General features: G+C 69.1%; 17 protein-coding genes. 6 read left to right on the top strand and 11 right to left on the bottom strand.

Going from position 1 to position 18411, the window contains the following annotated elements:
• Positions 1-42: 42 nt before the first annotated feature.
• Positions 43-1764 (top strand): GNAT family N-acetyltransferase, encoded by a 1722-nt coding sequence (locus VG502_RS13335; RefSeq protein WP_325550551.1) that lies wholly within the window; start codon positions 43-45, stop codon positions 1762-1764.
• Between the two features lie 30 nt (positions 1765-1794).
• Here VG502_RS13335 and VG502_RS13340 read toward each other — a convergent pair whose 3' ends face one another.
• The 6 genes from VG502_RS13340 to mtrA all read right to left on the bottom strand — a co-directional run bounded on the left by VG502_RS13340 (position 1795) and on the right by mtrA (position 8423).
• Positions 1795-2535 (bottom strand): response regulator transcription factor, encoded by a 741-nt coding sequence (locus VG502_RS13340; protein ID WP_325550552.1) that lies wholly within the window; start codon positions 2533-2535, stop codon positions 1795-1797.
• A 32-nt stretch (positions 2536-2567) separates the two neighbouring features.
• Positions 2568-3266, bottom strand: coding sequence for a ribosome hibernation-promoting factor, HPF/YfiA family (gene hpf, locus VG502_RS13345; protein WP_325550553.1), 699 nt, complete (start codon positions 3264-3266; stop codon positions 2568-2570).
• Positions 3267-3396: 130 nt separating this feature from the next.
• Positions 3397-4110: a ComF family protein gene (locus tag VG502_RS13350; RefSeq protein ID WP_325550554.1), complete on the bottom strand. Its 714-nt coding sequence runs from the start codon at positions 4108-4110 to the stop codon at positions 3397-3399.
• 100 nt (positions 4111-4210) lie between these two features.
• Positions 4211-6019, bottom strand: coding sequence for an LpqB family beta-propeller domain-containing protein (locus VG502_RS13355; protein ID WP_325550555.1), 1809 nt, complete (start codon positions 6017-6019; stop codon positions 4211-4213).
• On the bottom strand, positions 6016-7725 hold the full coding sequence (mtrB, locus tag VG502_RS13360) for an MtrAB system histidine kinase MtrB (RefSeq protein ID WP_325550556.1): 1710 nt from the start codon (positions 7723-7725) through the stop codon (positions 6016-6018). The genes VG502_RS13355 and mtrB overlap by 4 nt, the downstream gene beginning before the upstream one ends.
• A gap of 11 nt (positions 7726-7736) precedes the next feature.
• Positions 7737-8423, bottom strand: a complete 687-nt coding sequence (gene mtrA, locus VG502_RS13365) for an MtrAB system response regulator MtrA (protein ID WP_325550727.1) — start codon at positions 8421-8423, stop codon at positions 7737-7739.
• Between the two features lie 112 nt (positions 8424-8535).
• On the opposite strand from mtrA, the gene VG502_RS13370 reads away from it, so the two are divergent.
• Entirely contained in the window at positions 8536-8901 is a 366-nt protein-coding gene (locus VG502_RS13370; protein WP_325550557.1) for a pyridoxamine 5'-phosphate oxidase, read from the top strand.
• An 11-nt stretch (positions 8902-8912) separates the two neighbouring features.
• On the opposite strand, the gene VG502_RS13375 is transcribed toward VG502_RS13370, so the two are convergent.
• Positions 8913-9572 (bottom strand): response regulator transcription factor, encoded by a 660-nt coding sequence (locus VG502_RS13375; RefSeq protein ID WP_325550558.1) that lies wholly within the window; start codon positions 9570-9572, stop codon positions 8913-8915.
• The gene (locus VG502_RS13380) at positions 9569-10345 is read right to left on the bottom strand and encodes a sensor histidine kinase (protein WP_325550559.1); all 777 of its coding nucleotides are present in this window, start codon (positions 10343-10345) and stop codon (positions 9569-9571) included. Before VG502_RS13380 ends, VG502_RS13375 begins: the two co-directional genes overlap by 4 nt.
• Positions 10346-10552: 207 nt before the next feature.
• Here VG502_RS13380 and VG502_RS13385 point away from each other — a divergent pair, with 207 nt between their 5' ends.
• On the top strand, positions 10553-11869 hold the full coding sequence (locus VG502_RS13385; RefSeq protein WP_325550560.1) for an FAD-binding oxidoreductase: 1317 nt from the start codon (positions 10553-10555) through the stop codon (positions 11867-11869).
• 259 nt (positions 11870-12128) lie between these two features.
• Here the strand turns inward: VG502_RS13385 and ahcY are convergent, their stop codons facing one another.
• The 3 genes from ahcY to VG502_RS13400 form a co-directional block, all read right to left on the bottom strand.
• Positions 12129-13565, bottom strand: coding sequence for an adenosylhomocysteinase (gene ahcY / locus VG502_RS13390; protein WP_325550561.1), 1437 nt, complete (start codon positions 13563-13565; stop codon positions 12129-12131).
• Positions 13566-13666: 101 nt separating this feature from the next.
• Positions 13667-14209: a DinB family protein gene (locus VG502_RS13395; RefSeq protein ID WP_325550562.1), complete on the bottom strand. Its 543-nt coding sequence runs from the start codon at positions 14207-14209 to the stop codon at positions 13667-13669.
• Positions 14199-14771 (bottom strand): TetR family transcriptional regulator, encoded by a 573-nt coding sequence (locus VG502_RS13400; protein WP_325550563.1) that lies wholly within the window; start codon positions 14769-14771, stop codon positions 14199-14201. Before VG502_RS13400 ends, VG502_RS13395 begins: the two co-directional genes overlap by 11 nt.
• Positions 14772-14823: 52 nt before the next feature.
• On the opposite strand from VG502_RS13400, the gene bioB reads away from it, so the two are divergent.
• From bioB to VG502_RS13415, 3 genes are read left to right on the top strand one after another with little or no spacing between them, the layout of a single operon-like run.
• Complete coding sequence (gene bioB, locus VG502_RS13405; protein ID WP_325550564.1) at positions 14824-15924, top strand: biotin synthase BioB; 1101 nt, start codon at positions 14824-14826, stop codon at positions 15922-15924.
• On the top strand, positions 15917-17272 hold the full coding sequence (locus VG502_RS13410; RefSeq protein ID WP_325550565.1) for an adenosylmethionine--8-amino-7-oxononanoate transaminase: 1356 nt from the start codon (positions 15917-15919) through the stop codon (positions 17270-17272). Before bioB ends, VG502_RS13410 begins: the two co-directional genes overlap by 8 nt.
• The gene (locus VG502_RS13415; protein WP_325550566.1) at positions 17269-18402 is read left to right on the top strand and encodes an 8-amino-7-oxononanoate synthase; all 1134 of its coding nucleotides are present in this window, start codon (positions 17269-17271) and stop codon (positions 18400-18402) included. The genes VG502_RS13410 and VG502_RS13415 overlap by 4 nt, the downstream gene beginning before the upstream one ends.
• The last annotated feature ends 9 nt before the right edge of the window (positions 18403-18411 follow it).

An 18411-nucleotide genomic window follows, 5' to 3' on the forward strand; every position in this document is an offset into this window, starting at 1 on the left:
AAAACCATGGCCGCCACCGGTGGCACATGGTTGGCTGCTGCCATGGTCGCTGATCCCGACGAGGTGACGTCCGACGCGCTCGAGCCGCGGGTGCTGGAAGGGCACGGCATCCGGCTTCGCCCGTGGCGCAGGGATGACGCGCGCTCGATCCAGGAACCGGACGAGGCGAGCCGGCTCATGGCGACCCGGATGCAGCCCACGCCGAGCACGTATGCCGACTGGTTGCGCGACCGGCAGCAGCGCATGGCGTCCGGTGCCGGCATCTACTGGTGCATCACCGACGCCGACACCGACCGGGTGCTGGGTCATGTTCAGGTGCAGCGGCTCGACGTCGACTTCACCCGCGGCAACGGCGAGCTCGGCTACTGGCTCCATCCGCAGGCCCGGGGCCGCGGTGTCATGTCCGAGGCGGTCGAGCTGGTCCGGGAGCACGCTTTCGCGCCGCGCGTTTCGGGCGGACTGGGCCTGCATCGGCTGCAGGCGGGCACCGACATCCGCAACTTCGCATCCGCGCGGGTCCTGCGCCGGGCCGGCTTTCGGATGTGGGGCATCGAGCGATCGGTCCTCGCGCTCGAGGACGGCGAGCCGACGGACGCCCTGAACTGGGAGCTGCTGGCCACCGACGACATTGACTCGCAACGGGTTTCGCCGTTCGTCATACCGACGATCGAGCTTGATGGCATTCGCCTGCGCCCGTGGCGCGACGACGACGAGCCGTACCTGCCCGACGAAGTCGACGAGCTCGCCAGGAAGTACATGCCGCTCGCCGCGCAGGTCACCAGGTCTTCGTTCGCCGCGTGGCTGTCCCGGCAGCGCCGGTTCACCGACGAGCGCACCGCCGTCCCGTGGTGCATCGCGGATGCGACCTCCGACCGGCCGTTGGGCGACATCGCGATCTTCAACGTCGGTGAGGGCACGGCCACCTCCGGCGAGGTCGGTTACTGGTTGTTACCCGCCGCGCGCGGCCGCGGCATCCTGCCACGGGCGTTGGAATCCGTTGTGGCACATGCATTCTCGTCAGTGAGGGCCGGCGGCCTCGGGCTCACCAGGCTGTATGCCGAGACGGATCTGGACAACCACGCGTCCCGGTCGCTGCTGCGCGGCGCCGGATTCCGGCAGTGGGGCCAGGACCGTCAGGCCTACACGGCCGCGGACGGACGGATCACCGACGGCGCCTATTTCGAGTTGCTGGCGACCGATGCCCGCGAGGCGCAGCGTTCGGTCCTCCCACCCGTCCTGGGCTTCCCCGACGTCCGGCTGCGCCCCCTGCGGCGCAGCGATGCCGCCGCCATCGCGCACACCTGGGCCGACCCGCGGGTCCGGCAGTGGCTGTCGATCCCGCAGGACGACATCGAGCAGCGCGCCGCCGACTACGTCGCACGCAATCGCCACGTCGACGTCACTGCACACGGCAGCTGGTGGGTGATCTGCGGCTCCGGCAACGAGGAGTTCGCCGGCATGATCGGTCTGCAGAACTTCGCCGACGGCAGTGCCGAGGCCGGCTACTGGCTGTCCGGCGACTGGCGAGGACGCGGGCTGGCGACGCACGCACTGCGTGCTGTCACGGCCTACGCCTTCATGCCGGGCGCCCGAGGCGGCCTCGGGCTGCGCCGGATGACCCTCGCCGTGGCTGTCGGCAACGACGCGTCCATCGCGGTCGCCGAGCGGTGCGGTTTCCAGCAGATCGGGCGGGCACGGTCGGCCGAGGTCCTCGGTGACGGCAGCATCGTCGACCTCTTGCTCTTCGACCGGGTTCGCGAATAACGCGGCGCCGCAAGGCTTTTCGGCCGGACCTCAGTCGAGGTCCTCCACCGAGTCGTCGACGAGTCCCCCGCGGACGGCATACAACGCCGCCTGCATCCGGCTGCGCAACTGCAGCTTGTCGAGGATGCTGCGGACGTGGTTCTTGACGGTGTTCTCGGCGATGAAGAGCTCTTCGCCGATCTTGCGGTTGGACCAGCCTCGCGCGACGAGCCCGAGGACCTCCAGCTCGCGGTCGGTGAGCTCCCCGGCCGGCTCGTCATCGCGCGCGGGTGCGCCGCGCACCATGGCCGAGAACTCCGACATCAGGGTCGAGCCGAGCTCGGGTGACACCAATGCCCGGCCGTCGGCGACCGATCGGATCGAGGTCGGCAGCTGCTCGGGTGCGATGTCCTTGAGCAGGTAACCGATCGCGCCCGCCTTCACGGCCTCGACCAGGTCCGAATGCTCGTCGGACGCGGTGAGCATGAGCACGTGGGTGTCCGGATGGCGTGTGGTGAGCTGCCGGCACACCTGCACCCCGTTGCCGTCGGGGAGGAAGATGTCGAGGACCACGACATGCGGCTCCGACGCCGCTGCCATCTCGAGCGCCTCGACCGCGCTGCCGGTCTCGCCGACGACCTCGATGTCGTCCTCGAGGTCGAGGATCATCCGCAGTCCGTGCCGATAGATCTCGTAGTCCTCGACCAGCAGCACCCGGACCTTCTCGGGACGCGCAGCAAGCGGGGCCGGTGCGGCACCGGCCCCGCCGCTCGTGCGCGAAGTGTCAGTCACGTGTCCTTGTCATGCGTGTGGCGCAGTCCCCGTCACGCGGTGTTCGCCGCCGGCGATTCCTCGACGAGGCTGTCCTGGATGTCGAGCTGTATGACGCCATACGACCAGCCACGCCGACGATAGACCACGCACGGCTTGCCGGTGTCGGCGTCCTGGTAGAGGTAGAAGTCGTGGCCCACGAGCTCCATCTCGTTGAGCGCCTGGTCGACGCCCATCGGTGCACTGGAGTGGACCTTCTCGCGAATGTGGATCGGGCAGTCCTCGTCGCCGCCGACCTTCGCGATGTGTGCGGGTAGGGGCTCGCTGCCCGCGCCGTCCGCCGAGGGCGGGAAGTTCAACGTCGACGTTGCGTCGTGAACCGAGGTGGGTTGTTTCCTGCCGCGGTGGACCCGGCGCTTGTCGCTGGTGCGGCGCAGCCGCTCGCCGAGTCGGGTCATCGCGACGTCGAGCGCGCCGTAGAGGTCGTCCGCGCTGGCTTCTGCGCGGATCACGGACCTCTTCGCGTGGCAGGTGATCTCTATGCGTTCCGCTTCCTTGGCCTGTCGTGGGTTGGCCTCGTGCGTGACGACCACATCGCAGCGACTGACCCGTGGGTCGAACTGAGGCACTTTGCTCAGCTTCTCTTCGATGTGCCGACGAAAACGCTCGGGGACCGTGACATGACGTCCAGTAACGGTGATCTCCATGGTGCACTCCTGGTCTCGACTGCAGTCGGTGAATCGGGTCGGCATCCCTTATCGGCCGCTCGAACACCTCCTCCGGGAGGGCGGACGGAGCACGGTGTCGCTGTGAGTTGATCGCACGACCTGCTCCATGCACCGACGGTAGACCACACATCGCCGGACGTAAACGGGTGCACCCTCAGGTGCCTCGGCGTTGGGTCGCCGCCACCGTTGCGGCGAGCACCTCGATCGCGCCCGCAGCGAGCAGCGTGGCGCGGGCCTCCACCAGCGACGAACCCGTCGTCACGATGTCATCGATCACGACGCAGACCCGGCCGGGCACGAGGGTGCGCCCGGTGCCGGTCAGTCGCATCGCACCGCGCAGGTTGACCGACCGCTCGTGTGCGCTCAGCCCCGCCTGGTCACGCCCGGAGCGAGCCACCCGCAACACCCGCCGGAGGACCAGCCGCCGGGACCGGTCGACGGCACGGCGCCCGAGCTCGACCGTCGGCTCCCGGCCGCGGGCGCGGGTGGACGTGGACCGGCTCGGCATCGGCACCACGAGGAGTTGTCCACCCAGCGCCAGCTCGCGCCGGCAGCTGTCCTCGGCCTCGAGAAGACCGGCCAGCGCCGACCGCAGCAGGCGCGCCAGGTGCGGTCCGGCATCGCCACGGCCGGAATCCTTGAAGGCGCGCAGCAATTCGGCGATCGCACCGTCATACGGCGCCTGCGACCAGGTGACCGGGAAACCCGGCGGGCAGGGTGTCGGCGTCGCCTCGAACGGCTCCGCCGTCACCGCGTCCTCGAGCTCCGCGCGACACTGCGTGCAGAACGCGACACGTTGCTCGCCGCAGCCGGCGCAGGAACGCGGCAGCGCGAGGTCGCAGATCTCCTGGAGCGCAGTGAGGGGCACCGGCCCAGGATGCGGTGCCGGCTCGCCCGCCCGCCATACCGGCCCGGTCACCGGTGCATGGCCGACGGCGTCGGCCGGGGATGTGGACGACCGTCGTCGGTCAGGTGCCGGACGCGATCATGGCCATGACACCCGGCACCTTCTGCCAGCTGGCACCGACCCGGGTCAGCACCGTGTCCGCGTCCGTCTCGACATACAGCGAACTGGCGCCGGCTCCGGTCGCGACCAAGTGCGTTCCGCCCGGCGTCTCGCCCATGCTGCTGCTCAGGCCTCCGATCGGGACGCTCACCGGCTCCACCGTGCCAGTCCCCTGGTCACGGCACAGAACCGCGAGCGTCAGGTAATCGATCCACCCCACGTCCTGGACGCCGGAGAGGCTCGGCGCCACCCGCAACGGCTTGGTCAGCGACTGCGCGTGTCCCTTCTTGTCACGCACGACCCCCGCGACATAGACCTGGGCCGCCCCGCCCTTGACGGTCACCGCGAGGGCGATGCGCTCGCCGTCCGGTGAGAGGCGGATGGCGGTGATGTGCTTGTCGCGCAGCCAGGAGGCATCGACCGGCTGCGGCTGCGCATCGGCGACGGGCAACTCCGCGTCGACGACCCACAGCGTGCCGTATGCCGACGAGTCGCCGCCGTCCTTGGACGTCGATCGCCCGGCCACCCAGAGCTCGTTGACCGAGTCACCTGAGGCCGCGCGGGTGGTGCTGAAGCTCGGCGCGACGAGGTCGGTGCCGAAGCCCGCGATGCGGCTCAGGTGACCGTCCACCCAGCGCCCCAGCACCGCGTCGGCACCGTCGATGGCAGCAACCTGCTGGCCGTCGCCGGAGATCGCGAGGCGGTACCAGTTGTGGTTGATCTCCGGCAGGGTCGGGTGGTCCCGGGAGTGGTTCTTGTTACGCAGGTCGACACCGGAGTCGCCGGCGTCCATCCACTGCAGCTGGGTCTGGCTGGTGCGCCCGACCAGCTGCGCCGGGTTGCCGCTGACCGCGGTGTAGCCGAAGTCCGAAGGCGTGGTCGGATTCTCCGGCAGGCCCGGAGCCTGCAGGCGGGCTCCGCCCACCAGCACCACCACGCGCCGAACCTCGCTCACCTGGCCGAGGGTCGCCAGCATGCTCGCCCACAGGGCGGTTCGCTGGTCGGGCGTCGCCGACAGGACCTCCTCGCTGACGTTGACGGATGCGACGCCGTCGTTGTCGATCGACACCGACGAGCCGGTGAGTTCGCTGCCCTTGGGCAGCGGCGGGAACGTCATACCGTCCATCCACGAGGGCGCGCCGCGCATCACCGCGGCGGCCAGCGAGCTGACCAGGCCGGTCTGGGTGTACCACTGCGTGTCCGGGACGAGGGTGTGCCCGGTGGCCGCCGCGTAATAGACCTCCTGCGGCTGATAGATGCGCTTGAACTGATCGACACTCATCCACAGTCCGAAATCGGCCGGGAGCTTGGAGATCCGCCACTCGCCGTTGACCTTGGTCAGGCGGAAGTCGGCAGTCGTCGTTGCCCCGTCGGGTTCCTCGGTCAGATGGGCCTGCGCGTCGAGAGAGGCATCGCTGTCGGCCGTCGCGGTGACGGTGTTGCTGCCGCTCGCCATCAGGTCACGACTACCGGAGGTCACGACGACCGTCCGCGGCACCCATGACCGGCCGGCGGCCGCGGTGAGGTATTCACGGGCCCGCTCGTAGTTCTGGTTGGTGCCGGCCGTCGCGTCCAGGAAGCCACCGACGATGTCCTTCTGGCTCATCCCGGCGGCCGGCCCGGGGTACTCGATGTTGCCGACGGTCGGCGGCGCGTGGTTGTCGATCGCCCCGCCCGCGTGCACACTGCTCGTCGTCGGCAGTCCGCTGCAGCCGGCCATCGCGAGTATGACGAGCAGGACCAGCCCCACCAGCGGCGGCCGGCGCATCATCGGCCACCCCGTGAGCCGTCACCCGGCCGCGGTGCACCCGCGACGGGGGTGCCGATGGTCAGGCTGTTGCCGCTCGGCATCGCCAGTCCGACGCTGGAGTCGTCGGGGGCGAGCGTGACCGGCGAACGGCCGATCGGCTGGCCCGCACGCACGGGAAGGGTGAGACGGAAGCACGATCCGTTGCCGACCTCACCCCACGCCTGCAGCCAGCCGTCGTGCAGCCGGGCGTCCTCCAGCGCGATCGACAGGCCCAGGCCGGTGCCACCGGTGGTGCGCGCCCGGGCGGGGTCGGCGCGCCAGAAGCGGTTGAAGACCTGCTCGGCGTCGCCCGGTCGCAGCCCGACGCCGTAGTCGCGCACCGCGACCGCGACCGCCGTGGCATTGGCGCCGACGGTGATGTCGACCGGCTTGCGTTCGGCGTGCTCGATCGCGTTGGTCACCAGGTTGCGCACGACGCGCTCGATCCGCCGCGCGTCCATCGGCGCGACCGCCGCACGCCGGGAATGGACGCGCAGCTTCACGCCCTGAGCCTCCGCGAGCCGTTCACAACCGTCGACGACCCGCCCCACGATGTCGCGCAGGTCGACCTGCTCCGTGCCGGCGCCCGTGGCGCCCGCGTCGAACCTGCTGATCTCCAGCAGGTCGGTCAGCAGTGACTCGAAACGGTCGAGTTCGCGGCTGAGCAGTTCCGCGGAGCGGGCTACCGGCGCGGTGAAGTCGTCCCTGCTGGCATGGATCATGTCGACCGCCATACGGATGGTGGTCAGGGGTGTGCGTAGTTCGTGCGAGACGTCGGAGGAGAAGCGCTGCTGCAGCTTCGACAGGTCCTCCAGCTGCCGGATCTGGCGCTGCAGGCTGTCCGCCATCGCGTTGAAGGACGTTGCCAGGCGGGCGAGGTCGTCCTCGCCGGTGACCTGCATGCGCTCGTTGAGGGCGCCGGCCGTCAGCCGCTCGGAGACGTGCGCGGCGTCCCGGACAGGGGTCACCACCATGCGCGTGACGAGGTAGGCGATCCCGGCGAGCAACAGGGTCAGCACCAGGCCACCGAGGAGGAAGGTGGTGCGCACGATGCCGAGCATCTGCGACTCGGCGGTCATCGGTGCGACCAGGAAGAAGTCGTAGTTGCCGGCATTGGGTATGGCGATGCGCGCACCCACGACGACAGACGGGACATGCCGACCCTCGACGTCCATGGAGCTGATCTGCAGTTGTGCGTGGGCCGGGTCCTTCTGCACCGCGGCCCGCACCGACGACGGCACGAGCTTCTCGTCGCCCTGCTGCGTCGAGATGGTGCCCAGCGGCTGGAAGGTGTTGCCCGGGGCGCGCACGATGACGAGGCGGACGTTCTGGTCACCGACGTTGGTGCCGACGCTCGAGGCGAGTTGCTGGGCGATCGCGCGCAGCGATGAGATGTCGGTCCGCGGTGCGTTGTTGAACTGGCTCTGCGCTTCGTTGCGCTGCGTGAGGGCCTCACGCTCGGCGATGCTGGTCGCCCGTGACGCGAGCCCGCTGGCGATGCGTTGGTACATGTAGGTGCCCAGGCCGAGCGCGACGAACAGGCCGAGGAAGACCGTGATCGTGACGACCCGGAAGTGCAGCGATCGCCGCCACAGCCTGGCGATCGCGGCCCCGCATCGGACGGCGAGGCGTTCGATGCGGCGCCAGATCCGCTCAGTCGATGCGGGCAATTCGGGCAATGCGGGCAATGCGGGCTCCGTCAGGCCGGTCCGGCTTTGTAGCCGACTCCGCGCACGGTGAGCACGATCTCGGGGTTCTCGGGATCCTTCTCGATCTTCGAGCGCAGACGCTGGACGTGGACGTTGACCAGCCGGGTGTCACCGGCGTGCCGGTAGCCCCAGACCTGCTCCAGCAGGGTCTCGCGGGAGAAGACCTGCCACGGCTTGCGGGCGAGCGCGACCAACAGGTCGAACTCGAGCGGGGTGAGCAGGATGGGCTTGCCGGCGCGTTGCACGACGTGTCCGGACACGTCGATCGTGAGGTCACCCAGCGTCAACCCCTCCGACTCGACGTCGTCGCCACGGCGCAGCCGGGCCCGAACCCGCGCGACCAGCTCCTGCGGCTTGAACGGCTTGGTGATGTAGTCGTCGGCCCCCGACTCCAGCCCCAGCACCACGTCGACGGTGTCGGTGCGCGCGGTCAGCATGACGATCGGAGTGGTGGCCTCGGCGCGGATCTGGCGGCATACCTCGACACCGTCGATGCCGGGGAGCATCACGTCGAGCAGGACGACGTCCGGCTTGGCGTCGCGGAACGCTTGCAGCGCATGGTCACCCGTGGCACAGAAGGTCACCTCCAGGCCCTCCCCCTGCAGGATGATGCCGAGCATCTCGGCCAGCGATGGGTCGTCATCGACGACCAGAACGCGTCCGTTGGTCACGTGTATGGATCCTTTCACGAGCGAGAGCCGCACCCCCGTTTGTCGGCGGCATACAAACAGCGTATGTCGTCGGCGGACCGACGGAACGCACCGCCGCGGCGGCAGTAGGCTCGGAACCGTGAGTATCAAGGTCGATCAGGATGCGCTTGCCGAGACGATCGCCCGATTCGACAGCGCCTACCTGCTGTCCACCAGGGGTGTCGACGTGAAGGCGGTCGCCGTCGACGTCACCGTGTCCGACGGTGCCCTCCGGGTGCCATGGAGCAAGGGCAGTGCCGCGAACATCGGTGCCAATGCGGCCGTGACGTTGCTCTTCCCACCGACTGAGCACCACGGCTACAGCCTGATCGTCGACGGCACCGGCCGGGATGCCGGCGACAGCATCGAGGTGTCGCCCACGAGCGCCATACTGCACCGGCCGGCGGCCCACTCCGACGGACCGCTCCCACCGGACGGCTGCACCGACGATTGCCGCCGCGTCTGAGCCTGCTCGGTTCAGGTGGTCGTGGCCGCCAGGCCGGACCGGAATGCGAACACCACGAGCCCCGCGCGGTCGCGCGCACCGACCTTGGTCATCGCCCGGCTGACATGGGTCTTGGCCGTCATGGGGCTGATCACCATGTGCGCGGCGATCTCGTCATTGCTCAGGCCGGTCGCGACCAGGGCCACCACCTCGCGCTCCCGCCTGGTCAGCTCGGCAGCCGCCGCGACGTCGACCGGCGTCTCGGGCCGCGCCACGAACTCGCTGATCAGCCGGCGAGTGACGGCCGGCGACAACAGCGCATCACCGCGCATCGCCACCCGCAGCGCCTGCAGCAGGTCGGCCGGCTCGGTGTCCTTCATGACGAATCCGCAGGCACCGGCGCGCAGTGCGTTGAAGACGTATTCGTCGATGCCGTAGTTGGTGAGCATCACGACCAGCACCTCGGACAACTCCGGGTCGCCGGTGATCCGCCGCGTCGCCTCGATGCCGTCCAACTGCGGCATCTGCACGTCCATCAGCACGATGTCCGGACAGTGCTCACGAGCCAGCGCCACCGCCTCGACGCCGTCGGTGCCCTCCGCGACGACGACGATGTCGTCCTCGGCGTCCAGCAGCGCTCGGATGCCGCTGCGGATCAGGGCCTGGTCGTCGACCAGCACCACCCGGATCACGACGCGGTGCCGACCGGGAGTTCAGCGAGCACGCTGAATCCGCGGCCCGTCCCGGGCTCGGCCCGCAGGGTTCCGCCGAGTCCGGTGACCCGCTCGCGCATGCCGACCAGGCCGTAGCCGGGCACGGCCGACGGCTTGGGCGCCGCGGTGCCGTCGTCGTCGACGCGGATCGTGACGGTGCTCTCGTCATACACGACCTCCACCGTGACCGAGGCGTCACCTGCGTGCCGCACGGCGTTGGTGAGCGCCTCCTGCACGACCCGGTAGGCGACCTCGTCGACGTCGGCGGGCAGCCGCCGGACGGAGCCGCTGACCCGTAGGGTCGCCCGCAGGCCGGCGTCGCGGGTCCGCTGCACCAACGCCGGAAGGTGTTCGACCGCAAGGCCGTCCGGCGACTCGACGTCCTCCCTGCGCAGCACGTCGAGGGTCGCCCGCAGCTCGCGAGCCGCGTCCCCGCTCGCCTCCTGTATGGCGAGCAACGCCGCCGACGGCTCCTCGCCCTGCTTGCGGGCCAGGTGGGTGGCGACACCGGCCTGGACCTTGATCACCGAGATGCTGTGGGTGAGCGAATCGTGCAACTCGCGCGCGATGCGCAGCCGTTCCTCGGCGGTCCGGCGCAGCGCCTCCTCCTCACGCGACCGCTCTGCGGCGTCGGCTCGCCGCTCCGCCTCGTGCAGCCGCGCCTTCCACTGCACGGCGGCGACGATGCCAACGGCACCGAACAACATCCAGCCGACGCCCGCGGCCGCACTGACTGCGCGTGCTCTCTCCATGTCCACGAGCTTAGGAGCGTTCGGAAGTCTGCGCGTCCGTCGACGGAAGTATCGATCGGCTACTCCCCACGCGGTACCGACGGCCATCCGGTCCCCCGACCATCGCACCGCCAAGTCACTCCCAAGGGGTGACGCGTCGTCGCCGATCTCTCGACAGCATTGTGCTGCAACGACTTTCGGACAACACCTTTCAGACAAGGAGAAGCCATGGTGGTCAACCTGACGACACTGCCCGACTCCGTGGTGCCCGGTGACGTCGGGTATGACGATGCGGCGCAGGTCCTCTTCGCGAAGGGCAGCCCTGCGCTGGTCGTGCGGCCCTCGAGCCGCGCGGAGGTCGCGGACGCCGTCCTGCACGCGCGGCGCCGCGGCCTGGAGATCGCGGTGCGCTCCGGCGGTCACGGCTTGCTCGGGCACGGGACATCGGACGGCGGGCTGGTGCTCGATCTCGGACGCCTCGACGCGGTGAACGTGCTCGACATGGAGCGCCGGCTGGTGCGCATCGGTGGCGGTGCGACGTGGGGGCAGGTCGATCAGGTGCTCCGCCCGCTCGGCTGGGCGATCTCCTCCGGCGACACGGCCGGTGTCGGCGTCGGTGGCCTCACGCTCGGCGGCGGGTTCGGCTGGCTGCTGCGCGAGCACGGCCTGGCGATCGACAACCTGGTGGCGGCGCGGGTCGTGCTGGCCGACGGGACGCTGGTGACCGCCTCCAGAACGCAGCATCCCGAGCTGTTCTGGGCGCTGCGCGGCGGCGGGGGCAACTTCGGTGTCGTGGTCGATTTCGACTTCGTGGCGGCGGCGGTGGCGACGGTGCATTTCGGTGAGATCACCTATCGGCCGTTCGAGGAGACCGACCTGCTCGCCGGCTGGCGGGATGCGATGCGGGCTGCCTCTGCGCAGGTCACGAGTTCGGTCCTGCTGATGCCCGCTCCCGGCGGCGGCGAACCGATCGCGATGGTGCGGGTCTGTGTCGCCGACGGCGACGCGGACGCCGCGGACCGCGCGATCGAGCCGTTCCTCGCGCTGGGGCAGGTCACCCGCGCGACGATCGAGGAACGGTTGTACGGCGACCTCCTGGAGGCCGGCGGCACACCGCCCCCGGGCGTGCGGATGGTGGGCCGGAACACGTTGGTGCGCGAGCTCGATGACGCGACGCTCGATGCGGTGCACCGCTTCCGCCGGTCGTCGCCGTCGGTCGCTGTGGTGTTGCGCTCGCTCGGTGGAGCCTTCGGCGAAGTTGCCTGTGACGCAACGGCATTCGCGCATCGCGAGGCTGAGGCGATGATCCTGGGTATGACGATGGTGCCCCAACCGGACCTGACCGGACAGGAGGACGCGATTGTCACGTCCTGGGCCGAGGTGGCCGCGCACGGCTCGGGGATATACCTCAACTTCCAGAGCAGCCAGACGCCGGCGGACCTGGCTGCGGCATACCCACCGGCGACCTTTGCCCGGCTGGTCGCGGTCAAACGCGAGTACGACCCCGAGAACGTGTTCGCGAGGAACCACAACATCGCGCCATAACTGAGCGGGTCGAGTAGCGGATGGAGGAGCGCAGCGCGGGAATCCGCGTATCGAGACCACGTGCCAGACGTACTTGGTCTCGATACACCTCCTCCGCTTCGCTCCCCCGGCACTCGACCCGCAGTTGGCGACAGGCAAGATCAGCCAACGGGACGAGAAGTGGACGCCCGACGAACGACGACCAGAACTGAAACAGCCTCGCAACGAACTTGTTCGTTGCGAGGCTGTTTCAGTTCTGCGAGGAGTGAGTCAATCAGACTCAGTAGCGGTAGTGGTCCGGCTTGTAGGGACCGGCCACGTCGACACCGATGTACTCGGCCTGTTCCTTGGTCAGCTCGGTGAGCTGGGCGCCGAGGGCACCGAGGTGCAGGCGGGCGACCTTCTCATCGAGGTGCTTCGGCAGCACGTAGACCTGGTTTTCGTACTCGCCCGGCTTGGTGAACAGCTCGATCTGCGCGATCGTCTGGTTCGCGAACGAGTTGGACATGACGAAGCTCGGGTGGCCGGTGGCGTTGCCGAGATTCATCAGGCGGCCCTCGGAGAGCACGATGATGGAGTTCCCGCCGGGGAAGGTCCACTCGTGGACCTGCGGCTTGATCTCGGTCTTGACGACGCCCTCGATCTTGGCCAGGCCGGCCATGTCGAGCTCGTTGTCGAAGTGCCCGATGTTGGACACGATCGCCTTGTTCTTCATCTGCTGCATGTGCGCGGCGGTGATGATGTTGAAGTTGCCGGTCGTGGTGACGAAGATGTCGGCCTCGCCGACGACGTCCTCCAGGCGCGCGACCTGGAAGCCCTCCATCGCGGCCTGCAGTGCGCAGATCGGGTCGATCTCGGTGACGATGACCCGGGCGCCCTGCCCGGCGAGGGCCGACGCGCAGCCCTTGCCGACGTCGCCATACCCGCAGACGACCGCGACCTTGCCGCCGACCAGGACGTCGGTGGCGCGGTTGAGACCGTCGAGGACCGAATGGCGGCAGCCGTATTTGTTGTCGAACTTGCTCTTGGTGACCGAGTCGTTGACGTTGATCGCCGGGAAGAGCAGGTCGCCGGTCTTGGCGAGCTCGTAGAGCCGGTGCACGCCGGTGGTGGTCTCCTCGGTGACGCCCTTGACCTGGGCGGCGACGTTGGTCCACTTCTTCGGGTCCTGCTCGAGGGTGCGGCGCACCAGGGCCTTGAAGACCTGGAACTCCTCGGCGTCCTCGTCGGTCGTGGGCGGCACCTGACCGGCGGCCTCCCACTCCTTGCCGTTGTGGACGAGCATCGTGGCGTCGCCACCGTCGTCCAGGATCATGTTGGGGCCGTCGCCCTCGGGCCAGGTGAGCGCGAGATCGGTGCAGTCCCAGTACTCCTCGAGCGTCTCGCCCTTCCAGGCGAAGACCGGGACACCCTTGGGGTCCTCGGGGGTGCCGTCGGGGCCGACGACGACCGCAGCGGCGGCCTCGTCCTGGGTGGAGAAGATGTTGCAGGAGCACCAACGCACCTGCGCACCGAGAGCGGTGAGGGTCTCGATGAGGACGGCGGTCTGCACGGTCATGTGCAGGGAGCCGGTGATCTTGGCGCCCTTGAGCGGCTGGCTCGCGGCGTATTCCTCGCGGATGGCCATCAGGCCGGGCATCTCGTGCTCGGCCAGGCGAAGCTGGTGACGTCCTGCTTCGTGCAGGCTCAGATCTTTGACCTTGAAGTCGAAGGACATGGGTGTCCGTACCCCTTAATCGTTGCTGTCAATTGTCCGAGCCGGCGCGCCCCTCTGGGCTGCAAACAACAAGGGTCATCACCCACGCCGGTGCCGGCAGTCTACCCGTCGGACGGCCGCGCGCCCACGTCGTGGAGGTGGTGGACCATGTCGTGCAGGCAGTACTGCCCCAGGGTCAGCACTGTGAAGGTGGAGCCGTTGGACCGGCGACCGGTGCGTGACCACGCCTCGTCCGGGACCGTGTCGAAGCGGGTGGCGAGCGCGTCGGCGTTCGGGCCGATCTGTGCCGCGACCGCGAGTGGTGACTGCTCGGCATACTTCCCGGCGATCGCGGCGGCGTCCTGATCCCAGTCGTCGAAGGGCGGGTCGTCGTGCTCGAGCATCAGCCGCAGGCGCCCGTCGAAGACCTGGCAGACGTCGCGAACGTGGGCGCCGTACTCGAGATCGGACCACACACCCGGGCTCGTGCGCTCGCGTGCGTCGGGTCGTCGCAGCACCTCCGGCCACGGCTCGACCGCACGCAGGATCTGGGCGCCGAGCATGTCCCCGGCGACGGCGCCGGCCTCGAATCCGCATTCGGGGCAAGGGCGTTCGACGACCCAGGTCCAGTCCTTGCTGTCCGGGACGATGTCGTCAGCTGCCATGAGCGCTCCTTCGTACAGTGCTGGTCGTGCTGTTCGCGCCGTTCGCGACTGCGGCCAGCGCGAGGTCGAGTCCGCGCTCGAACGCACCGGAGGCTCCACGCGTCGACAGGTCGGCGGCGCGCCTGTTCTGCTCGACGCCGACCGCGCCGAGCACGTGGTGGACGATCAGGTCGGTGGCCGCCGACGTCGCGGCGGGCGAGTCGCAGAGCTCACCGACGAGCTGGCGCAGTCGTACGAACGCCGGCACCGCGGTGGGGTCGAGCGCGTAGCCCAGCGCCACCACATCGGAGCCGTCGGGCACCGGCAGGACCGCGTCCCGGATGCCCTGCGCCAGCCGGCGGATGCCCGCGGCCGGTGTGCTGCCGGTCGCCGTCGTGACGTCGGCCAGCATCCGCTCCGCCACGCGAACCAGCAGCGTCTGCTTGTTGTCGACGTGCCAATAGAGCGCGCCGGGTTGCACGCCCAGCTCGCGCGCCAGGCGGCGCATGGTGAGGTCGGCCAGTCCGTGTGCGCGCAGCAACCCGACCGCAGCATCGATGACCTCATCGTGGGTCAGTGCCACCGATCCCACCTCCTGGGTTTCGTTCGCGGGTCTCTCGCGGCATACTTGAACGGTGTTCAATAATACTTCGTCCCTCGACGACCGCGTCACCCAGATTCTCGCAGGTGCGCAGGCGACAGCCGACGATGCGCTGGCCGTGTTGCGCGCACCGGACGACGAGGTGCTGGCGCTGACCGCTTCGATCTCCCGGTTGCGGCGCGCGCACTTCGGCAACACGGTCAAGGTCAACTACCTGGTCAATCTGAAGTCGGGCCTGTGCCCCGAGGACTGCCACTACTGCTCGCAGGCACTCGGTTCGGACGCCGACATCCTGAAGTACAAGTGGCTCAAGACCGACGAGGCGATCGAGCAGGCGGCGGCCGGCCTGCGCGGTGGTGCAACCCGGATCTGCATGGTCAGCAGTGGCCGCGGTCCGACGAATCGCGACGTCGACCGGGTGTCCTCGATGGTGACGGCCCTGAAATCGGAACATCCCGAGGTCGAGGTCTGCGCGTGCCTCGGCCTCTTGAAGGAGGGGCAGGCGGACACACTGCGCGCGGCGGGGGTCGATGCCTACAACCACAACATCAACACCGCCGAGTCCCACCATGACTCGATCGTCACGACCCACTCGTATGCCGATCGGGTCAACACGGTCCAGCAGGCCAAATCGGCCGGCCTCTCCCCCTGCTCCGGCCTGATCGCCGGACTCGGCGAGAGCGACGAGCAACTGGTCGAGGCGCTCTTCGCACTGCGCGAGATCGGCTCGGACTCGATCCCGGTCAACTTCCTGATGCCCTTCGACGGCACACCGTTCGAGGACACCTGGGAGCTGACGCCGTTGCGCTGCCTGAAGATCCTCGCGATGGCCCGGATTGTCCGCCCGGACAAGGAGATTCGCATCGCAGGCGGCCGCGAGATGCACCTGCGCTCGTTGCAGGCGCAGGCGTTGCACCTGGCCAACTCGATCTTCCTGGGTGACTACCTCACGTCCGAGGGGCAGGCCGCCGAAGCCGACCTCGCCATGATCAAGGACAACGGTTTCGTGGTGCTGGGCGCCGAAAGCGAGTCGAGTAGCGGCGAGGAACGAGCCGCGTATCGAGACCAGGAGGGCTCGCACGATCCAGCCATCCGGCGCCGCGGCGCGGGGACCGAGCTCCAGCCGAATGCGTGAGGCATCGACCCTTCCCACCCGCACCGGCGGGGACACCGCGCTGCGCGATCGCGGGCTGGTCTGGCATCCGTACGCGCCGCTGAACGGCCCTGCCCCGTATGCCGTTTTGGGGGCTTCCGGGGTGCGCCTGTCCCTGGACTGTCCGGACGGGACCTCGGCCGAGGTCGTCGACGCGATGGCGTCCTGGTGGTGTGCGGTGCATGGTTATCGGCACCCGGCACTCGATGCCGCGGCGCACCGCCAGATCGACGATTTCAGCCACGTCATGTTCGGCGGGCTGACGCACGAGCCGGCTGTGGCGCTCGCGGAGCGGCTCGTCGCGATGGCGCCGGGACCGATGGCGCACGTGTTCTTCGCCGACTCCGGGTCGGTGTCGGTGGAGGTGGCGCTGAAGCTCGCGCTGCAGTTCCAAGCCGCCTCCGGATGCCCTGGGCGACAACGGTTCCTGACCGTCCGGGGCGGCTATCACGGTGACACGTTCGCCGCGATGAGCGTGTGCGACCCGGTCGACGGCATGCACTCCGCCTTCCCGGGCGTGCTTGCCTCACACGTGTTCGCGCCGCGTCCGCCGCTGGCGCGCCTCGAAGTGAACGATGGCCACGAGCAGTGGGTGACGGACGAGGCCGAATTCGACCAGTGGTCGCGGGAGTTCCGGGCGCTCGCAGCCGCGCACGCGAGTGAGCTCGCCGCTGTGGTGGTCGAGCCCGTGCTGCAGGGGGCCGGTGGGATGCGTCCTTACGACCCGCGCTGCGTGCGGGTGATGCGCGACGTGGCCGACGAGCACGGGATGCTGCTTGTTGCCGACGAGATTGCGACCGGATTCGGCCGCACCGGAAGGCTTTTCGCGTGCGAGTGGGCCGACGTGGCTCCGGACGTCATGTGCGTCGGGAAGGCATTGACCGGTGGTTACCTGTCGCTCGCCGCCGTGCTGATGACGTCACGGGTCGGTGCGGCGATCACCGAGTCGTCGTTCGGCGCGCTGTTGCACGGGCCGACCTTCATGGCCAATCCGCTGGCTTGTGCGGTGGCGTCGGCGTCTCTCGATCTGTTGGCTGACTCGTGGGCGGCCGATGTTGCCCGCGTCGGTTCCGGTCTCCGTGCGGGGCTCTCGGCAGCGCTCGACCTCGAGTCGGTGCGAGACGTGCGTACGGTCGGCGCGGTTGGCGTCATACAGCTCGACCGAGCCGTGGACGTTCCGGCGATCACGGCCGCTGCGGTGCGAAACAGCGTGTGGGTCAGGCCTTTTCGTGACCTGGTCTATGCGATGCCGCCATACGTCTGCACGGAGGATGAGGTCGCGACGATCTGTGCCGGGATGGTTGCGGCGGTGCGTGAGGTCCACCCATGACCTGGGACGACTGGCTCGCCGAGCGCGCGGCGCTGCGTCACGAGCGTGGCGTCGAGCGCACTGATCCGGTGGTGCGGGACGACTCGATGATCGACCTGGCGTCGAACGACTACCTCGGACTGGCTCGCGATCCGCGAGTCATCGGCGCGGCGGTGGCTGCCACCGAGCGGTATGGCGCCTCGGCCGCCGCATCCCGTCTGGTGACCGGCACCCTTCCGGTGCATCGTGAGCTGGAGAGTGCGCTGGTCGCTCTTACGGAACAGCCTGCGGCGCTTGCGTTTTCGAGCGGCTACGCGGCGAACCTCGGCGCTGCCTCGGCATTGACCGGGCGCGGGGCGCACATCCTGCTCGACGCGCACGCGCACGCTTCACTGCATGACGCGGCACGGATGTCGCGTTCGCCATACGACGTCTTCACTCACAACGATCCGGCGGAGCTGGACCGTCGGCTGGGTGAACTTGGTGGCGTGCGGGTGCTCGTCGCGGTGGAGTCGATCTATTCGGTGCTCGGCGATGCCGCACCGCTGGCCGAGTTGTATGCCGTGTGCCGCGCGCACGACGCGCTGCTGCTCGTCGACGAGGCGCATGGCATCGGCGTGGCCGGTGACGGTCGCGGCCTGGTAAACGCGCTCGGACTCACCGGATCGCGTGACCTGGTGGTGACGGCGACGCTGTCGAAATCCCTTGGCGCACAAGGCGGTGCGGTGCTGGGAAGTTCTGCGCTACGGCGTCACTTGGTCAACACGGCGCGGTCGTTCATCTTCGACACCGGGCTCGCACCGGCCGCGGCGGGTGCCGCCGCGGAGGCTGCTCGGATCGTCACGGCGGAGACGAACCTCGCATCCGGAGTGCACGATCGGGCGGCGATCATTGCCAGTCGGTGCGGCATCTCCCGCGCCGCAGGAGCCGTCCAGTCGGTGCCGATGCCCGGCCCTCTCGACGCGGTCGCGGCGCGCGAGGAGTTGCGCGCGGCCGGGATCCTCGTCGGCTGCTTCCGTCCGCCGAGTGTCCCGGACGGTGTGTCGCGCTTGCGCATCACCGCGCGTGCCGACCTGCCGCTCGATGTTGTCGATTCCGCCGCTGCACGCGTGCATGCGGTAGCTCAGCGTTTCGAGCGGGTGCCGCAATGAGTGTTCTGT

Origin of the sequence: Flexivirga sp. (assembly GCF_035551235.1) — a bacterium.
Taxonomy (GTDB): domain Bacteria; phylum Actinomycetota; class Actinomycetes; order Actinomycetales; family Dermatophilaceae; genus Flexivirga.